This window comes from Blautia sp. HCN-20427, assembly GCF_037890365.1.
Classification (GTDB): Bacteria; Bacillota; Clostridia; order Lachnospirales; family Lachnospiraceae; genus Blautia.
Genome location: NZ_JBBKBX010000009.1, coordinates 93,612 through 109,664, shown reverse-complemented (window position 1 = coordinate 109,664; position 16,053 = coordinate 93,612). Strand labels below are relative to the sequence as shown.

Annotated in this window: 15 protein-coding genes; all 15 read left to right on the top strand. The window is 43.4% G+C overall.

Annotation, left to right across the window (positions count from 1 at the left end; translation table 11 throughout):
- The first annotated feature begins 7 nt into the window (after positions 1 to 7).
- The 15 genes from WKT17_RS07625 to dnaK all read left to right on the top strand — a co-directional run bounded on the left by WKT17_RS07625 (position 8) and on the right by dnaK (position 16,037).
- Positions 8 to 1,774, top strand: a complete 1,767-nt coding sequence (locus tag WKT17_RS07625) for a cobaltochelatase CobT-related protein (RefSeq protein ID WP_330026584.1) — start codon at positions 8 to 10, stop codon at positions 1,772 to 1,774.
- A gap of 55 nt (positions 1,775 to 1,829) precedes the next feature.
- Complete coding sequence (locus WKT17_RS07620) at positions 1,830 to 2,516, top strand: WecB/TagA/CpsF family glycosyltransferase (protein ID WP_294459291.1); 687 nt, start codon at positions 1,830 to 1,832, stop codon at positions 2,514 to 2,516.
- Positions 2,517 to 2,664: 148 nt separating this feature from the next.
- A complete protein-coding gene (locus tag WKT17_RS07615) occupies positions 2,665 to 3,753 on the top strand; it encodes a PucR family transcriptional regulator (RefSeq protein ID WP_330026610.1) in 1,089 nt (362 codons plus the stop codon).
- Positions 3,754 to 3,797: 44 nt separating this feature from the next.
- Complete coding sequence (ftsE, locus tag WKT17_RS07610) at positions 3,798 to 4,484, top strand: cell division ATP-binding protein FtsE (protein ID WP_291683261.1); 687 nt, start codon at positions 3,798 to 3,800, stop codon at positions 4,482 to 4,484.
- A complete protein-coding gene (gene ftsX / locus WKT17_RS07605) occupies positions 4,474 to 5,391 on the top strand; it encodes a permease-like cell division protein FtsX (protein WP_294541862.1) in 918 nt (305 codons plus the stop codon). The genes ftsE and ftsX overlap by 11 nt, the downstream gene beginning before the upstream one ends.
- 107 nt (positions 5,392 to 5,498) lie before the next feature.
- The gene (locus WKT17_RS07600) at positions 5,499 to 6,695 is read left to right on the top strand and encodes a S41 family peptidase (protein WP_173748702.1); all 1,197 of its coding nucleotides are present in this window, start codon (positions 5,499 to 5,501) and stop codon (positions 6,693 to 6,695) included.
- A 74-nt stretch (positions 6,696 to 6,769) separates the two neighbouring features.
- On the top strand, positions 6,770 to 7,405 hold the full coding sequence (locus WKT17_RS07595) for a sugar O-acetyltransferase (protein WP_173748701.1): 636 nt from the start codon (positions 6,770 to 6,772) through the stop codon (positions 7,403 to 7,405).
- Positions 7,393 to 7,974: a CDP-alcohol phosphatidyltransferase family protein gene (locus WKT17_RS07590; protein WP_173748700.1), complete on the top strand. Its 582-nt coding sequence runs from the start codon at positions 7,393 to 7,395 to the stop codon at positions 7,972 to 7,974. The genes WKT17_RS07595 and WKT17_RS07590 overlap by 13 nt, the downstream gene beginning before the upstream one ends.
- Position 7,975: 1 nt before the next feature.
- Complete coding sequence (locus WKT17_RS07585) at positions 7,976 to 8,599, top strand: glycerol-3-phosphate acyltransferase (protein WP_173748699.1); 624 nt, start codon at positions 7,976 to 7,978, stop codon at positions 8,597 to 8,599.
- 3 nt (positions 8,600 to 8,602) lie between these two features.
- Entirely contained in the window at positions 8,603 to 9,805 is a 1,203-nt protein-coding gene (locus WKT17_RS07580; protein ID WP_291683258.1) for an MGDG synthase family glycosyltransferase, read from the top strand.
- 1 nt (position 9,806) lies between these two features.
- Entirely contained in the window at positions 9,807 to 10,046 is a 240-nt protein-coding gene (locus WKT17_RS07575; protein WP_291683257.1) for a hypothetical protein, read from the top strand.
- 162 nt (positions 10,047 to 10,208) lie between these two features.
- Positions 10,209 to 12,197 carry an excinuclease ABC subunit UvrB gene (gene uvrB / locus WKT17_RS07570; RefSeq protein WP_173748697.1) on the top strand — a complete coding sequence of 663 codons (1,989 nt, stop codon included), beginning with the start codon at positions 10,209 to 10,211 and terminating at the stop codon, positions 12,195 to 12,197.
- Between the two features lie 130 nt (positions 12,198 to 12,327).
- Positions 12,328 to 13,380 (top strand): heat-inducible transcriptional repressor HrcA, encoded by a 1,053-nt coding sequence (hrcA, locus tag WKT17_RS07565; protein WP_294541869.1) that lies wholly within the window; start codon positions 12,328 to 12,330, stop codon positions 13,378 to 13,380.
- A gap of 18 nt (positions 13,381 to 13,398) precedes the next feature.
- A complete protein-coding gene (gene grpE / locus WKT17_RS07560; protein ID WP_370779651.1) occupies positions 13,399 to 14,040 on the top strand; it encodes a nucleotide exchange factor GrpE in 642 nt (213 codons plus the stop codon).
- Positions 14,041 to 14,159: 119 nt separating this feature from the next.
- Positions 14,160 to 16,037 carry a molecular chaperone DnaK gene (gene dnaK, locus WKT17_RS07555; RefSeq protein ID WP_173748694.1) on the top strand — a complete coding sequence of 626 codons (1,878 nt, stop codon included), beginning with the start codon at positions 14,160 to 14,162 and terminating at the stop codon, positions 16,035 to 16,037.
- Positions 16,038 to 16,053 lie beyond the last annotated feature (16 nt).

Sequence of the window (16,053 nt, the reverse complement as noted above, 5' to 3'; positions counted from 1 at the left end):
ATAGCTTATGGATGAATTAGAACTGGAACTGGAAAACCGAATAAAAAATCTTATGTGGACTGTGAGCGGGGATTATGCACTGGAGTTTAAGCCGGATTTGGCGGCATTTGCCCGTTCGCGGTATGTGGCTTTATACGATGGCATTAAGCAGGGGGCTTTTGCAAGATATTTCGACAGGGAAGCATTTTCCATGTATCTGGTGAAAAAAATCTATCTCCATGGCATGGAAGCTCCTCTGATGCAGCTGGCACAGCTGTGTATTGAATTTGCCGTTTCTGCAGGAATTACAGCAGAGAGAGAAGGCGTTGCCACTATCCGCAGAAAAGCCTGCGAAGATATCCTGGAAATGGATTTTGCCCGTCTGCAGGAAACCCTTACAGGACGGCTGAAGCTGGCTCTGTTTAAAGAAGTTTTAAACGGAAAAGAACCGGCCACAGCCCAGATGAGAAACTGGATGGACCGGATAGAAGAACTGGAATATGCCGAAAGCACGATGGATATTATTCGGACTACAGATTCGCTGTACAATGAGATTGCAGACCCGTATTTTGAACGCAGGCATGGCAGTCTGGAGACGGTACTGGCCGTAACGAATGAGGAACTGGCGGAGTTTTCCTGGAAGGATTATCTGAAAGAAGAGGAGCTGGAGGATACGCTGGAGACTTATCTGGACCAGGTGGCACAGAATATGACGAATCTGGATATGTTGGAACAGGCGGAAAAAGAAGAAAAATCAGAGAAGAAAGAAGATAAAAAACGGGTTTTGGTGGTGGATGAAAAGGCACTGGAGCGGATGTATTCTTATGTAGAGCGCAATTATGGAAAAACGTTCTTAACAGAAATGGAAGAGAAACGAGTGAACCAGCTGATGTGCAGAGGAATCCACGGAGACTGCAGTCTGTATTTTACCAGGGGGATTTTGAAGACACCGGTTTTGCGCAATTACCAGTATGAGTATGCCAGAAAGCAGAAAGATAAAAATCTGTATGAGTATTATGATAACCATAGAATTGTAAAGAATAATATCCGGATTTTAACGGATATGCTGAAGAAAACCCTGACTTTGCGGGAGGAGGCGGAAGAAATTCTTTCGGACAGAGGACGGGTTCTGCCTTCGCGTCTTTGGAGAATTGGACGGTCTGAGGATGCCAGAGTGTTTGAACGCTGCCTGTATCAGGACAGTGGAAGCTTTGTGGTGGACGTTCTCATTGATGCCAGTGGTTCTCAGCGCTCCAGACAGGGACAGGTAGCCATACAGGCCTATATTTTAAGTGAAGCCCTGAGTAATGTGGGAATTGCCCACAGGGTTATGAGCTTCTGCACTTTTTGGGATTATACGATTCTTCATGAATTTCGGGACTATGATGCGGACAGAAGAGAAAACAGCAATATTTTTGAGTATGTGACTTCCTCCAACAACCGGGACGGACTGGCTATAAAGGCAGCGGGATACGGGCTTTCGGCAAGAGAAGAGGAACACAAAATCCTCATTGTGTTAAGCGACGGGCGTCCCTATGATGTCATTTTAAACCGGCCAAATGCCAGAAATCCCCAGCCGTATCACGGGGAATATGCCATAAAGGATACGGGATTTGAAGTGCGGAAGCTGAGAAGCCAGGGCATTTGTGTCTTGGGGGTATTTGCCGGAGAAGAGAAAGATTTGGTAGCGGAAAAGAAAATTTTCGGGAAAGATTTCGCTTATATTCGGGATATTTCAGGATTTTCTCCAGTAGTGGGACGGTACCTCATGAAACAACTAGAAAAAGATACTTGATATTGGATAAAAATTCTGTTATATTGATAGAATATGTGTAGAGCGGAGAATGTGTATGAGTGAAAAAATAGAGATTATGGGGATTTCCGTAGAAAAATGCTATGCCGAGGATATTATGGAAAGCATTAACCAGCACTGGAATGAGGATACGCTGGCTACTTACGGGGTTATTACAATGAAATTGCTGATTGCAGCCCAGAAAGATGAAGAACTCAAGGAATATATTGAGACTCTGGACAAGGCTGTGGCAGATGAACCGGAGATTGTCAAGGCTGCCGGACTTCAGGATGAGGCTTGGGAGAGTGAAATATCCGAGCACGGATTTTTCGGAACTTTGTTCTGGTTGTTGAATTTATATAAAAACCGTATTTTTATTCTGGGTGAAAAGGAAGAAGATACGGAAAAGTTTTGCAATTATCTCAGGGAGCAGTATCCGGATGTTGTCATTCTGGGGAAAGACAGTCTGACAGATATGGAGGCAGACCAGACAGACCGGGTGATAAACGAAATTAACAGTTGGAATCCCCAGGCGGTACTGAGTTGTTCCAGGGAATACAACGTAGAACGTTTTGTAAAGCGTTACAGAAAGATGATGAATACAAAGGTATGGTTCAGCCTGGGAAGTTCGCTTCCTGTTTTTCAGGAAACAGGCATAAAGTCCAACTGGCTGAACCGCCTCATGGAAAAAAACAATTTTAAAAAGCTGGTATCCCAGTACCAGGAAGAAACAGAGAAAATGTGAATAAATTGTTACATTTTGAAAAAAATGTGTAATATTTTACGTTTTCTCTTTATTTTTTCCCTATTTTGTATTAGTATATATGGTAGGGTTTTTATTTATGGGATTTGTAACAGTGTAAACAGACTATATGATGAAAGAAGGAGAAAGCATGATATCAAACCAGATACTCCAAACAACCCTGGACGGTTTAAAAGGAATATCCAGGACAGATTTTTGTGTAACAGATATGGACGGCAAAGTTTTGGCAAGCACTTTTGCACAGAGCGTATGCGGAGAGGGAGAAGTTTCCGAATTTGCCAATTCTCAGGCGGACAGTCAGGTAGTAAAAGGAAATCAGTATTTTAAGATTTATGATGACCACCAGCTGGAATACATATTGATTGTGGACAGTGCGGGGGACGATGCGTATACCCTTGGAAAGCTGGTTGTGTTCCAGATTCAGGGGCTGCTTACCGCATACAAAGAGCGGTTCAATAAGGACAACTTTATCAAAAATCTTTTGCTGGACAACCTTTTGCTGGTGGATATTCATAACCGGGCTAAGAAGCTTCACATAGAAGTAGATGTCCGCAGGGTAGTATATATACTGGAAAACAGTGAAGACAGAGACTACGGTTCCCTGGAAAATATTAAAAATGTTCTGGGAGGAAAAGCCGGAGACTTTGTAACTGCAGTAGATGAAAAGAGCATTATTATTGTGAAGGAAGTGAGCCCTTCCGATGATTATGCCCAGTTGGAGAAGAGTGCAAATGCTATTTTATCGGCTTTAGGCGTAGAAAGAGATGGAAAGACGCATATTGCGTACGGAACAATTGTAAAGGAACTGAAGGAGGTTTCCCGTTCTTACAAAGAGGCCAAGATGGCTTTAGACGTAGGAAAGATTTTCTTTGGAGAAAGAGATGTGATTGCATACAGTTCTCTGGGAATCGGACGCCTGATTTACCAGCTTCCCATTCCTCTTTGCAAAATGTTCATCCGGGAGATTTTTGACCATCATTCTCCGGATGACTTTGACGAGGAAACACTTACTACCATTAATAAATTCTTTGAAAACAGCCTGAATGTGTCTGAGACTTCCAGACAGCTTTATATCCACAGAAATACCCTGGTATACAGACTGGATAAGCTGCAGAAAAGTACGGGACTGGATTTGCGTGTTTTTGAAGATGCCATTACCTTTAAGATTGCCCTCATGGTAGTAAAATATATGAAGTACATGGAAACACTTGATTACTAAAGAGCGCGGCGCGTCTGTGCTCAATAGGAAAACAGGAGGTTATTATGATTGATTTAAAAGACGTGAGCAAATCATACAGCAAGGGCCAGCCAGCCATTGACCATATGAATCTTCACGTGGAGAAGGGTGAATTTGTGTTTATCGTAGGAAACAGCGGCTCAGGAAAATCAACCTTGATTAAGCTGCTTTTGAAGGAACTGGATCCTACCAGCGGAACCATTACTGTAAACGGACAGGTACTTAATAAGCTGAGACGGAGAAAAGTGGCAAAATACCGCAGGGGAGTAGGTGTTGTGTTCCAGGATTTTCGTCTGTTAAAGGATAGAAATGTGTATGAAAACGTGGCGTTTGCCCAGCGTGTCATACAGCGCCCTACCCACATTATTAAGAAAAGAGTTCCTGAAATGCTGACTCTGGTCGGTCTGGCAGAAAAATATAAATCAAAACCGGACCAGCTTTCCGGTGGTGAGCAACAGCGAGTTGCTCTTGCAAGAGCGCTGGTAAACCGACCAAGTATTCTTCTGGCAGACGAGCCAACCGGTAATCTGGATCCGAAAAACTCTTTTGAGATTATGAAACTTCTGGAAGAGATTAACGAGCGCGGCACTACCGTTCTTGTCGTTACCCATAACAGAGAAATCGTAAATGCGTTTAAAAAACGTGTGGTTACGATGAAGAAAGGCGTCATTGTAAGCGACGAACAAGAAGGTGAATATCTGAATGAGAATTAGTACAATCGCATATATATTGAAACAGGGATTTAAAAATATCTGGCGTAACCTGCGCTTTTCACTGGCGTCAGTGGCTACTATGGCCGCATGTATCTTTTTGTTCGGACTGTTTTTGTCCATTGTTATGAACTTTAACTATATTGTAGATTCTGCAGAAGAAGGCGTTGCCGTTCTGGTTTATTTTGAAAAGGGTGCAAAGCAGGAACAGATTGACCAGATTGGAGAAGAAATTAAGAGTCGTCCGGAGGTTTCCAAGGTAGAGTATGTTTCCGCAGATGATGCGTGGGCATCTTTCAGTAAGGAGTATCTGGGCGAGGATAATGAAGAACTGGCAGACGGTTTTAAAGAGCAGCAGGATAACCCGTTGGCAAATTCTGCGCGGTACGATGTATATCTGAAGGATGTGGAAAGTCAGAAGGAATTTGTAGACTTTGCAAAAAGCCTGGATGGTGTCCGTCGTGTAGATGAGTCTAAAGAAGCCGCAGATATGCTGACCAATGTGAATAAGCTGATAGGATATGTATCTATTGCTATTATTCTGATCCTTCTGGCCGTTGCATTTTTCCTTATCAGCAACACCATTACTATGGGTATTTCCATTCGTCAGGAGGAAATCGGAATCATGAAACTGATAGGTGCCACTGACTTTTTCGTAAGAGTACCTTTTGTCATAGAAGGTATTCTGCTGGGCGTTATCGGTGCAGCAATTCCTATGGGAATTATTTATGTTGTGTATGAAAAGGCGGTTGCTTATATTATCAGCAGATTCGGTGTTCTTGGAAACTTACTGCAGTTTTTGAATGTGTGGGACGTATTCCGTTATCTTCTGCCAATCGGTATCGGACTTGGCGTGGGAATCGGATTTTTTGGAAGTATGTTCTCTTTGAGAAAACACCTGAGAGTGTAAAGAATACAGGATTTCAGAAGGGGAGGGTGCTGCAGAGGCAGTGCTCTCTCCTTCCTTGCACAAAATGGAAAATTATTTTATAAAAATGAGAATCAGGAGCAGAGAAAATGGGACAGAAAAAATTTGCAAATGGATTTATCCTGGGGATGGCGCTTACTCTTGCTGTGGGGGGAGCGGGAATGAAAGTCTATGATGTAGTGGAAGACCGGCAAAACAGTAAAAATGCGGTGAATGATGAATCTATGGAAAAAGCAAAGCTGATTGAAGAGATTATAGACGAAAAATATACTGGAGAAGTGGATAAGGAACTCATGGAAGCAGACATGTATAAGGGCATGATGGTGAGTCTTGGAGACCCGTATTCCGCTTATTACACGGCAGAGGAATACGAGGAATTGAATACGGAAACTACAGGCTCTTATAAGGGTATTGGTGTGGTAATGCAGATGCAGATGGACACAGGTGCGGTGAAAATTGTCCGCTGCTATGAAGGGGCGCCGGGAGAGAAAGCAGGACTTTTGCCGGAGGATATTCTTTTGCAGGTGAATGGAGAGAATGTCAGCGGCCTGGAACTGTCAGAGGTTGTGGATAAGGTGAAAGCTTCCGAAGGCGAGGTGGCACATCTGACTGTGGCCAGAGATGGGGAAGACGATTATCTGGAATTTGATGTGCCTTTGGAAGAAGTAAATATACCGGTAGTAGACCATGAAATGTTGGAGGATAACATCGGTTACATTTCTCTCTATGAATTTACGGAACAGACAGAACCCCAGTATTTGGAAGCCTTCGAAGAGTTACAGAGCCAGGGGATGGAACGTCTGATTATAGATGTGAGAAATAATCCGGGCGGTCTGCTTACTTCCGTGTGCGGTATCTTAAATGATATGCTTCCAGAGGGACTGATTGTGTACACGGAAGATAAAGACGGCAAGAAAGAAGAAATCAATAGTGATGGAAAAAGTGAACTGGAGATTCCGCTGGCAGTGCTGGTTAACGGAAACAGTGCCAGTGCATCGGAAATTTTTGCAGGGGCAATTCAGGATTACGAAAAGGGAACGATTGTAGGAACAACGACCTTCGGAAAGGGAATTGTGCAGAGCATACTGCCTCTTTCAGACGGAAGTGCAGTAAAGACTACCACAGCTAAATATTATACGCCAAAAGGCAGATGTATCCACGGTACGGGGATTGAACCAGATGTGGAAGTAGAGTTGACGGAAGGGCTGGAACAGAAAGCCGAACTGACCCACGAAGAGGATAATCAGCTGCAGAAGGCTATAGAAACAGTAAAAGCTATGCAATAGCAAAATAAAAACAGCAGAAAGTAAAAGAAGAAAGGGGCAGACGGTTTTACGGACTGCCAAAAGGGAGAAGGAAAATGACACAGAAAGAACGTATGGAAAAAGGAATGTTATATGACCCGGGGGATGACGCCATTATGAATGAACAGTTCCCTTATCTGGACAGACTAGGAGAATTTAACAGCTGCAGTTCCAGTGAGACAAAAAAGAGAGAGGAACTGATGAAGGAGATGTTTGCAGAATGTGGGGAAAACTGTTACATTCAGCCCCCCTTTTATGCTAACTGGAGCGGACATCACATACATTTGGGAAAGAATGTGTATGCCAATTTCAATCTTACGGTTGTGGATGACGGAGAGGTGTATATCGGAGACTATGTGATGATTGGACCAAATGTAACTATTGCCACAGCCGGACATCCGGTGCGGCCGGATTTGCGGCGCAGGGGTATCCAGTTTAATCTTCCGGTTCATATCGGGAACAATGTGTGGATTGGCGCAGGTGTTGTGATTCTGCCGGGGGTTACCATTGGGGAGAATTCTGTTATCGGTGCGGGAAGCATTGTGACAAAGGACATTCCGGCTAACGTAGTAGCAGTGGGGAATCCCTGTAAGGTGCTGCGGGAAATCGGGGAGAAAGATGAGAAATACTATTACCGGGACAGAGAAATTGATGTGAGGGCAGAGGAAGAAGGGCTGATATGGGAAAAATAAAGAAGGAAGAATTCTTTTCCATACCCAACTGTATGGGATATTTCAGGATTCTTCTAATCCCTTTCTTTTGCGTGATTTATCTGAAAGCAGACAGCATGAAAGACTATTATCTGGCAGCAGGAATTGTGGCAATCTCAACAATTACTGATTTTCTGGATGGAAAAGTGGCGAGAAAGTTTCACATGATAACGGAGTTCGGAAAATTCCTGGACCCGCTGGCAGATAAACTGACCCACGGAGCCATTGCGCTGTGTCTGGCTTTTCGTTACGAAGCCATGCGGTATCTGGTGGCACTTATGCTTGTAAAGGAAGGTTTCATGGCTGTTATGGGGCTGATAAACCTCCGTCATGGAAAAAAGCTGGATGGAGCAAAATGGTTTGGAAAAGTGTGCACAGCCAGTCTGTTTGTTGTGCTGTGTATGCTGGTGCTGTTTCCGGGGATTTCCCTTGGGGCGGCAGAAACTCTGATTTATCTGGAGATAGGAATTATGGCGGGAACGCTGCTTTTGTACATACCGGAATTTCGGAAAATGAGGAAGAACTGGGAGCAGGAAGAAAGCAGGTGCTGACATGCTTATAGAATTTATTTTTTATATACTTTTGGGGTATTTTTCGGGTGGCCTTATGTTTGGGTATGTGATACCGAAAGTTATCAAAGGAATTGATGTACGCAGTATGAGCAGTGACGGGAATCCGGGGACAGCCAATGCCTTTTTCTACGGCGGGGCTGTCTGTGGAATTGCGGTACTGCTCTGCGACGTTTTAAAGGGACTTTTGCCGGTGCATTGGGCGCTGAAATGTCTGGGACCTGAGAAATTGGGGATGGGAGTTGCTTTGGTTATGGCAGCTCCAGTGGCAGGGCATGCATTCCCGCTTTTTGGGGGACGGAAGAAAGGCGGGAAGGGCATTGCAGTGTCTTTCGGCGTACTTTTAGGGATGTATCCTATGCTGACCGGGTTGTGGCTGCTGGTTTTCTGGTATCTGCTTTTTTCCCTGGTTCTTGTACTGGAACCTCACGGATACCGAACCATTGTGACTTATCTGTGCTGGCTGGTCAGTGGTTTGGTGTTTCATCTGCAGCCGGCAGTGCTGGCGGGAAATCTGCTGATTTCCTGGGTGGTTATGAATAAACATGCGGCAGAGTGGAAAAACAAGGAAGAAAGGCAGATACGTTTAGGGCTTAGGAGAAGTTAATGTATGAAGGTTTTAATTTTATCCTGCAAGACAGGAGGAGGGCATGACGCGGCAGGGTTTGCCGTAAAAGAGGCATTGGAACAAAAGGGACATGAGGCGGTGATGTTCGATTATCTGACTTTAGCAGGACAGAAAGTATCGGATACGGTGGGAGATGTGTATGTAAATACAGTAAAAAAGATGCCCCATGTATTTGGTGCGGTTTACCAGATTGGGATGGCTGCCAGTAAAATTATGCGGAAATCTCCGGTGTATTATGTCAATGCAAAAATGGGAAAATATTTAAAGGACTATTTAGAGACAGAAAATTTTGATGCTATTTTGATGCCGCATCTATATCCTGCGGAAACCATTACTTATATGAAACGGCAGGGAATAAAACTGCCGCTGGCGGTGGCGGTTATGACGGATTATACCTGCATTCCCTTCTGGGAAGAGACGGAATGTGATTATTATGTGGTAGCCCATGAGGAAATGGTGGCAATATGTGTGAAAAGAGGAATACCGGAGGAAAAATTACTGCCTTTGGGAATTCCGGTCAGCGGGAAGTTTTCCAGACGGGCGGATAAAGACAGGGCGAGAGCTTACCTTCACCTGCCTTTAGAAGGCGTAAACTATCTTTTAATGGGCGGCAGCATGGGGGCTGGAGATTTGGAAAAACTGACTCAGCAGTTTTGCAGAACAAGGGAAGAAGGGGAATATCTCACGGTCATCTGCGGCAATAATAAAAAAATGTTTCAGAAAATGAAGAAAAAATACAAGCAGGATTCTTTTATTTTTGTTGTGGGAAAGACCCGGCAGATGGAGGTTTATATGAAAGCCTGCGATATGCTTTATACAAAGCCGGGCGGGCTGACCTCTACAGAAGCGGCAGTATCCGGGATTCCCATTGTGCATACAGCACCCATACCGGGATGTGAGACGGCAAACAAACGGTTTTTTGTAAAGCATGGCCTTTCCATTGCCCCGAGAACTGTGGAGGGACAGGTGAAAAAGGGAAGAGAATTATTAAGAGACCGAGAAAAAGCAGAAGCCATGCAGACAGCGCAGCAGCAGGTGATACCGGGAGATAGTGCGGAGAAGATTGTTGCGTTACTGGAGGAAAAGAGAGAGGTGACAGCGGAAAACAGCAATGAAATGGATATCCTGATTACACGAAACAGCCACAAGCCATCGAACAGCTTTATGGAGAATTCAAAGAAATGAATTGATCAGCAAATTAAATGGAAAAAAGATTTTAGTAAAAGGAAATCATCATAAAAAATATGATTCAGAATTGTTTGAAGAAATTGGAATTAGAAGATATGATGTGGGTGTGGATGCAAATGGCCATTGTCCGGTATCGGTGAAGCGGATTATAGAGTTGAAAATGATACCGTATGGCTTTCGATTGATCAAATGGCAGAATTATTTCAACGTGATAAAAGTGTTACAGGGAAGCATGTAAGGAATATTTTCAAAGAAGGAGAATTAAAGAAAGAATCAGTTTGGGCAAAATTTGCCTATACTGCTTCGGATGGAAAAACATATCAAGTGGATTATTACAATCTCGACATAAAACGTTCAGATGTGGGTTACTTTTAAAGAATGAATAGAAAGAGGAGAATTTATGGATCATTTTGAATTAGTATCAGAATATGCCCCTACCGGCGACCAACCACAAGCCATTGCCCAGCTTGTAAAAGGATTCAAAGAAGGTAATCAATGTCAGACTTTACTGGGGGTTACGGGATCTGGAAAGACATTTACCATGGCAAATGTTATAGCAGCCCTGAACAAACCGACATTGATTATAGCGCACAATAAAACCTTGGCTGCTCAGCTCTATGGAGAATTCAAAGAATTCTTCCCGAATAACGCCGTCGAATATTTCGTGAGCTACTACGATTACTACCAACCCGAAGCCTATGTCCCATCATCTGACACCTACATCGCCAAAGATTCCGCAGTCAACGATGAAATCGACAAACTTCGTCTTTCTGCCACTTCTTCTTTAAGCGAGAGAAAAGACGTTATCATTATTTCCAGTGTGTCCTGTATCTATGGAATCGGAAGCCCGGACGATTATCAGAACATGATTATTTCCCTGCGTCCCGGCATGGAAAAAGACCGTGACGAGGTTATCCGTCAGTTAATAGACATTCAATATGACAGAAACGAAATGGATTTTCACCGGGGAACTTTCCGGGTGCGAGGAGATGTTTTGGAAATTTTTCCGGCAGATTACAGCGACACAGCTGTGAGAGTAGAGTTTTTCGGCGATGAAATTGACCGCATTACAGAAATTGATACGCTGACAGGAGAAATCAAACGCTCCCTGAGTCATATAGGAATTTTCCCTGCCTCTCATTATGTAGTGCCCATAGAAAAAATACGGAAAGCTGCAGTGGCCATTGAAGAAGAATTAAAAGAGCGGGTGGATTATTTTAAAAGTGAAGACAAGCTCTTGGAGGCCCAGAGAATTTCAGAGAGAACCAACTTTGATATAGAAATGCTGAAAGAAACAGGGTTCTGTTCCGGTGTAGAAAATTATTCCCGTCATCTTTCAGGTCTGAAGCCGGGACAGCCGCCGTTTACCTTGATAGACTATTTCGGAGATGATTTTCTGATTATTATTGATGAGTCTCATAAAACCATACCGCAGATTCGGGGGATGTATGCAGGTGACCAATCCAGAAAGCAGACTTTGGTGGACTATGGGTTCCGTCTGCCTTCCGCGAAGGACAATCGTCCTTTGAACTTTGAAGAGTTCGAGGATAAAATTGACCAGATTCTCTTTGTGTCGGCAACGCCGGGGGAATATGAAGAAAATCATGAATTGCTCCGGGCAGAGCAGATTATCCGCCCTACCGGCCTGTTAGACCCAAAGGTGGAAGTGCGTCCGGTAGAGGGGCAGATTGATGACCTTATCGGAGAAGTGAATAAAGAAGTAGAAAAGGGAAATAAGATTCTGATTACGACACTGACTAAACGCATGGCTGAGGATTTGACAGAGTATATGAAGGATTTGGGAATCCGTGTGAAATATCTGCACTCAGACATTGATACTCTGGAGAGAACCCAGATTATCCGGGATATGCGCTTAAATGTTTTTGATGTGCTGGTGGGAATCAACCTTTTGCGGGAAGGGCTGGATATACCGGAAATTACACTGGTCGCGATTCTGGATGCAGACAAAGAGGGATTTCTGCGCTCCGAGGTATCTCTGATTCAGACTATTGGACGTGCGGCCCGCAATGCGGAGGGAAGAGTAATCATGTATGCAGATGTAATGACAGACTCTATGCGCCTTGCTATGGATGAAACTATGCGCCGCCGGACTCTTCAGGAAAAATATAACGAAGAACACGGCATTACGCCAAAGACCATTAAAAAGGCAGTTCGTGACCTTATCAGCATTTCCAAGGCAGTAGCAGAGACAGAAGACAAGCTGATGAAAGACCCGGAATCCATGAGCCGGAAAGAACTGGAAAAACTCATTGGACAGGTGCAAAAACAGATGCAGACCGCAGCCGCAGACCTGAATTTTGAAATGGCAGCACAGCTGCGTGATAAGATGATAGAACTGAAAAAGAATCTGGAAGAACTGGAAGACTGAAATTCTTTCCGGGAAAATTCTAAAATAATTATAAAGCCCTTGACAAATAAAACCTCTGGTGCTATCTTAAAAACATAGATATTAGCACTCCACTTAAATGAGTGCTAACAACAAAAGAAAGGAGCAAAAGATGGAAGTCATAAGTGAACTGGATGAAAGAAAACGAAAAATTTTAAAAGCGATTATCCAGACTTATTTGGAAACCGGCGAACCGGTAGGCTCCAGGACCATTTCCAAGTACACGGATTTGAATCTTAGCTCCGCAACTATCCGCAATGAAATGTCAGATTTGGAGGAGCTGGGATACATTATTCAACCTTATACCTCCGCCGGAAGGATTCCTTCGGATATGGGTTACCGCCTTTATGTAGACGAACTCATGAAAGAAAAGGAAAAGGAAACCGCAGAAATCAAGGAACTGATGATTGAGAAAACCGACAAAATGGAAAAGGTTTTGAAACAGGTAGTCAAAGTCCTGGCATCTAACACGAATTATGCTACTATGATTACCAGTCCCACTTATCATCGGAATAAGTTGAAATTCCTGCAGCTTTCCAGAGTCGGTGAAAGCCAGCTGCTGGCGGTGGTGGTCGTAGAGGGTAATCTGGTGAAAAATCATATTATTGATTTGACAGAGCCCATGGATGATGAGACCGTTCTCAAGCTGAATCTTCTGTTGAATACGCAGTTAAACGGGCTTTCTATTGAGGAAATTAATCTGGCTATGATTTCCAGATTAAAGGAGCAGGCAGGAATACACAGTGCAGTAATCAGCAGTGTCATTGATGCCGTAGCGCAGGCCATTGCACCGGACGAAGAAGACATGAAGATTTATACCAGCGGAGCAACCAACATTTTCAAATATCCGGAACTGGCAGATACTTCAAAAGCAAGTGAATTGATTTCCGCATTTGAAGAGAAACAGGCGCTGGCAGAGTTTGTAAAGGATACTGCAGAAAGTGAATACGGTAGTGAGAATACGGGGATTCAGGTATACATTGGCAATGAGAGTCCCGTGAAGACTATGAAGGACTGCAGTGTTGTAACCGCTACCTATGATTTGGGCGAAGGCATGCAGGGAACCATTGGAATTATAGGACCGAAGCGGATGGATTATGAAAATGTAATGGATAATCTGAAAACGCTGAAAAATCAGTTGGACAATATATTTAAGAAAACATAGAAAGGCGGTATGAGATTCGTGTCAGAAGAAAAAAAGGAGTATAATACCATGGAAGAAGGAAACATTTCCAGTAAAGAAGCAGGAGAAATTCTGGAAGAGGATGATGTGAATCTGGCAGAAGAGGCAGTTTCCAAGGAAGAAAGCTCGGAAACAGAAGATTCTGCAGCAGAACAGGAAGAGAAAACATCTGAGAAAAAAGGTCTTTTCGGAAAAAAGAAAAAAGATAAAAAAGACGAAAAGATAGAAGAACTTACCGATATGGTAAAACGCCAGATGGCAGAATTTGACAATTTCCGTAAACGGACAGAAAAAGAAAAAGCTTCCATGTATCAGGTAGGCGCAAAAGAAATTGTAGAAAAAATTCTTCCGGTAGTGGATAATTTCGAAAGAGGCTTAGCAATGATACCGGAGAATGAAAAAGAAAATCCTGTTGCTACAGGAATGACTCAAATTTATAAGCAACTTATGACGGCTTTTGATGAGATGGGCGTAAAGACAATAGAAGCGGTGGGACAGGAGTTTAACCCGGATTTTCACAATGCGGTCATGCATATAGAAGATGAAGAAGCCGGAGAAAATGTGATTGTAGAAGAATTCCAGAAGGGTTATATGTATAAAGATTCTGTGATTCGCCACAGCATGGTGAAGGTGGCAAATTAACTTGAAACATTCGGTTGAAAAATCATGCGATATTCATCTCACAGGAGCAATCCTGGAAGATTTTATCTTATAAATTACAGACAATCCATCATAGAAGAAAAATTCAGGAGGAATTTATCATGGGAAAGATTATAGGTATTGACTTAGGTACGACAAACAGCTGTGTAGGTGTTATGGAAGGCGGACAGCCGGTAGTTATCGCAAACGCAGAAGGAGCAAGAACTACACCTTCCGTAGTAGCATTTACAAAATCAGGAGAAAGACTGGTTGGTGAACCTGCCAAACGTCAGGCAGTAACCAATGCAGACAAAACAATCTCTTCTATTAAGAGACATATGGGAACCGATTATCGAGTTGCGATTGATGATAAAAAATATTCTCCACAGGAGATTTCTGCAATGATTCTTCAGAAATTAAAAACAGATGCAGAAAACTATCTGGGTGAGAAAGTAACAGAAGCTGTTATCACAGTTCCGGCTTACTTCAACGATGCTCAGCGTCAGGCTACAAAAGATGCAGGTAAAATTGCAGGACTTGACGTAAAACGTATTATCAACGAGCCTACAGCAGCAGCTCTGGCTTATGGTCTGGATAACGAAAAAGAGCAGAAAATCATGGTATACGACTTAGGCGGCGGTACATTCGACGTTTCTATCATTGAAATCGGTGATGGTGTCATTGAAGTATTGTCTACAGCAGGTGATAACCGCCTTGGTGGTGACGACTTCGACCAGAAAGTTGCAGATTACATGATTGCTGAATTCAAGAAAAATGAAGGCGTGGACTTATCCGCAGATAAGATGGCTATGCAGCGTATCAAGGAAGCTGCTGAAAAAGCAAAGAAAGAACTTTCTTCTGCAACAACTACCAATATCAACCTTCCGTTTATCAGTATGAATGCCAACGGACCACTGCACTTTGATATGAACCTGACAAGAGCCAAATTTGATGAATTAACACACGATTTAGTAGAGAGAACAGCAGAACCGGTAAAACGCGCTTTGTCAGATGCAGGACTTTCCGCATCTGAACTGGGTCAGGTACTGTTAGTAGGTGGTTCTACACGTATTCCTTCTGTACAGGATAAAGTAAAACAGCTGACAGGCAAAGAGCCAAGCAAGACTTTGAACCCGGATGAATGTGTAGCACTTGGTGCATCTGTACAGGGCGGTAAGCTTGCAGGTGATGCAGGTGCCGGAGATATCCTTCTTCTGGACGTTACTCCGCTGTCTCTGTCTATTGAAACCATGGGCGGTATTGCGACAAGACTGATTGAGAGAAATACAACAATTCCTACAAAGAAGAGCCAGATTTTCTCTACAGCAGCAGATAACCAGACAGCCGTTGATATCAACGTTGTACAGGGTGAAAGACAGTTTGCCAGAGATAATAAATCTCTTGGACAGTTCCGTCTGGACGGTATTCCGCCAGCAAGAAGAGGTGTTCCTCAGATTGAAGTTACCTTTGATATTGATGCAAATGGTATTGTAAATGTATCCGCTAAAGATTTGGGAACAGGGAAAGAACAGCACATCACTATCACAGCAGGTTCTAATATGTCTGACGACGAAATTGATAAGGCAGTAAGAGAAGCTGCTGAATACGAAGCACAGGACAAAAAGCGGAAAGATGCTGTAGATACAAAGAATGATGCAGATGCCATGGTATTCCAGACAGAGAAAGCTATGGAAGAAGCCGGAGATAAGATTGACGCAAACGATAAGACAGCAGTAGAAGCTGACCTGAATGCATTGAAAGATGTTCTGGCTAAATGTGCAAATGTGGATGAAATTACCGATGCACAGGTAGAAGAAATCAAAGCAGGAAAAGAAAAACTGATGCAGAGCGCACAGAAACTTTTTGCAAAAATGTACGAACAGGCTCAGGCACAGGGTGGTGCACAGGCTGGTCCGGACATGGGAGCAGGCGCACAGGGCGGTGCCTCTAATGAAGCGTATGGCGATGATGTGGTAGACGGAGATTACAGAGAAGTTTAATCTGCGGTGTATAAAG

Bases quoted from the DNA above. Each gene is read 5' to 3' on its own strand.
- WKT17_RS07590 (WP_173748700.1), top strand. From the start codon at position 7,393: ATGGGAAAAATAAAGAAGGAAGAATTCTTTTCCATACCCAACTGTATG.
- WKT17_RS07595 (WP_173748701.1), top strand. From the start codon at position 6,770: ATGACACAGAAAGAACGTATGGAAAAAGGAATGTTATATGACCCGGGG.
- WKT17_RS07620 (WP_294459291.1), top strand. From the start codon at position 1,830: ATGAGTGAAAAAATAGAGATTATGGGGATTTCCGTAGAAAAATGCTAT.
- dnaK (WP_173748694.1), top strand. From the start codon at position 14,160: ATGGGAAAGATTATAGGTATTGACTTAGGTACGACAAACAGCTGTGTA.
- WKT17_RS07625 (WP_330026584.1), top strand. From the start codon at position 8: ATGGATGAATTAGAACTGGAACTGGAAAACCGAATAAAAAATCTTATG.
- hrcA (WP_294541869.1), top strand. From the start codon at position 12,328: ATGGAAGTCATAAGTGAACTGGATGAAAGAAAACGAAAAATTTTAAAA.
- uvrB (WP_173748697.1), top strand. From the start codon at position 10,209: ATGGATCATTTTGAATTAGTATCAGAATATGCCCCTACCGGCGACCAA.
- WKT17_RS07585 (WP_173748699.1), top strand. From the start codon at position 7,976: ATGCTTATAGAATTTATTTTTTATATACTTTTGGGGTATTTTTCGGGT.
- ftsX (WP_294541862.1), top strand. From the start codon at position 4,474: ATGAGAATTAGTACAATCGCATATATATTGAAACAGGGATTTAAAAAT.
- WKT17_RS07580 (WP_291683258.1), top strand. From the start codon at position 8,603: ATGAAGGTTTTAATTTTATCCTGCAAGACAGGAGGAGGGCATGACGCG.
- WKT17_RS07600 (WP_173748702.1), top strand. From the start codon at position 5,499: ATGGGACAGAAAAAATTTGCAAATGGATTTATCCTGGGGATGGCGCTT.
- ftsE (WP_291683261.1), top strand. From the start codon at position 3,798: ATGATTGATTTAAAAGACGTGAGCAAATCATACAGCAAGGGCCAGCCA.
- WKT17_RS07615 (WP_330026610.1), top strand. From the start codon at position 2,665: ATGATATCAAACCAGATACTCCAAACAACCCTGGACGGTTTAAAAGGA.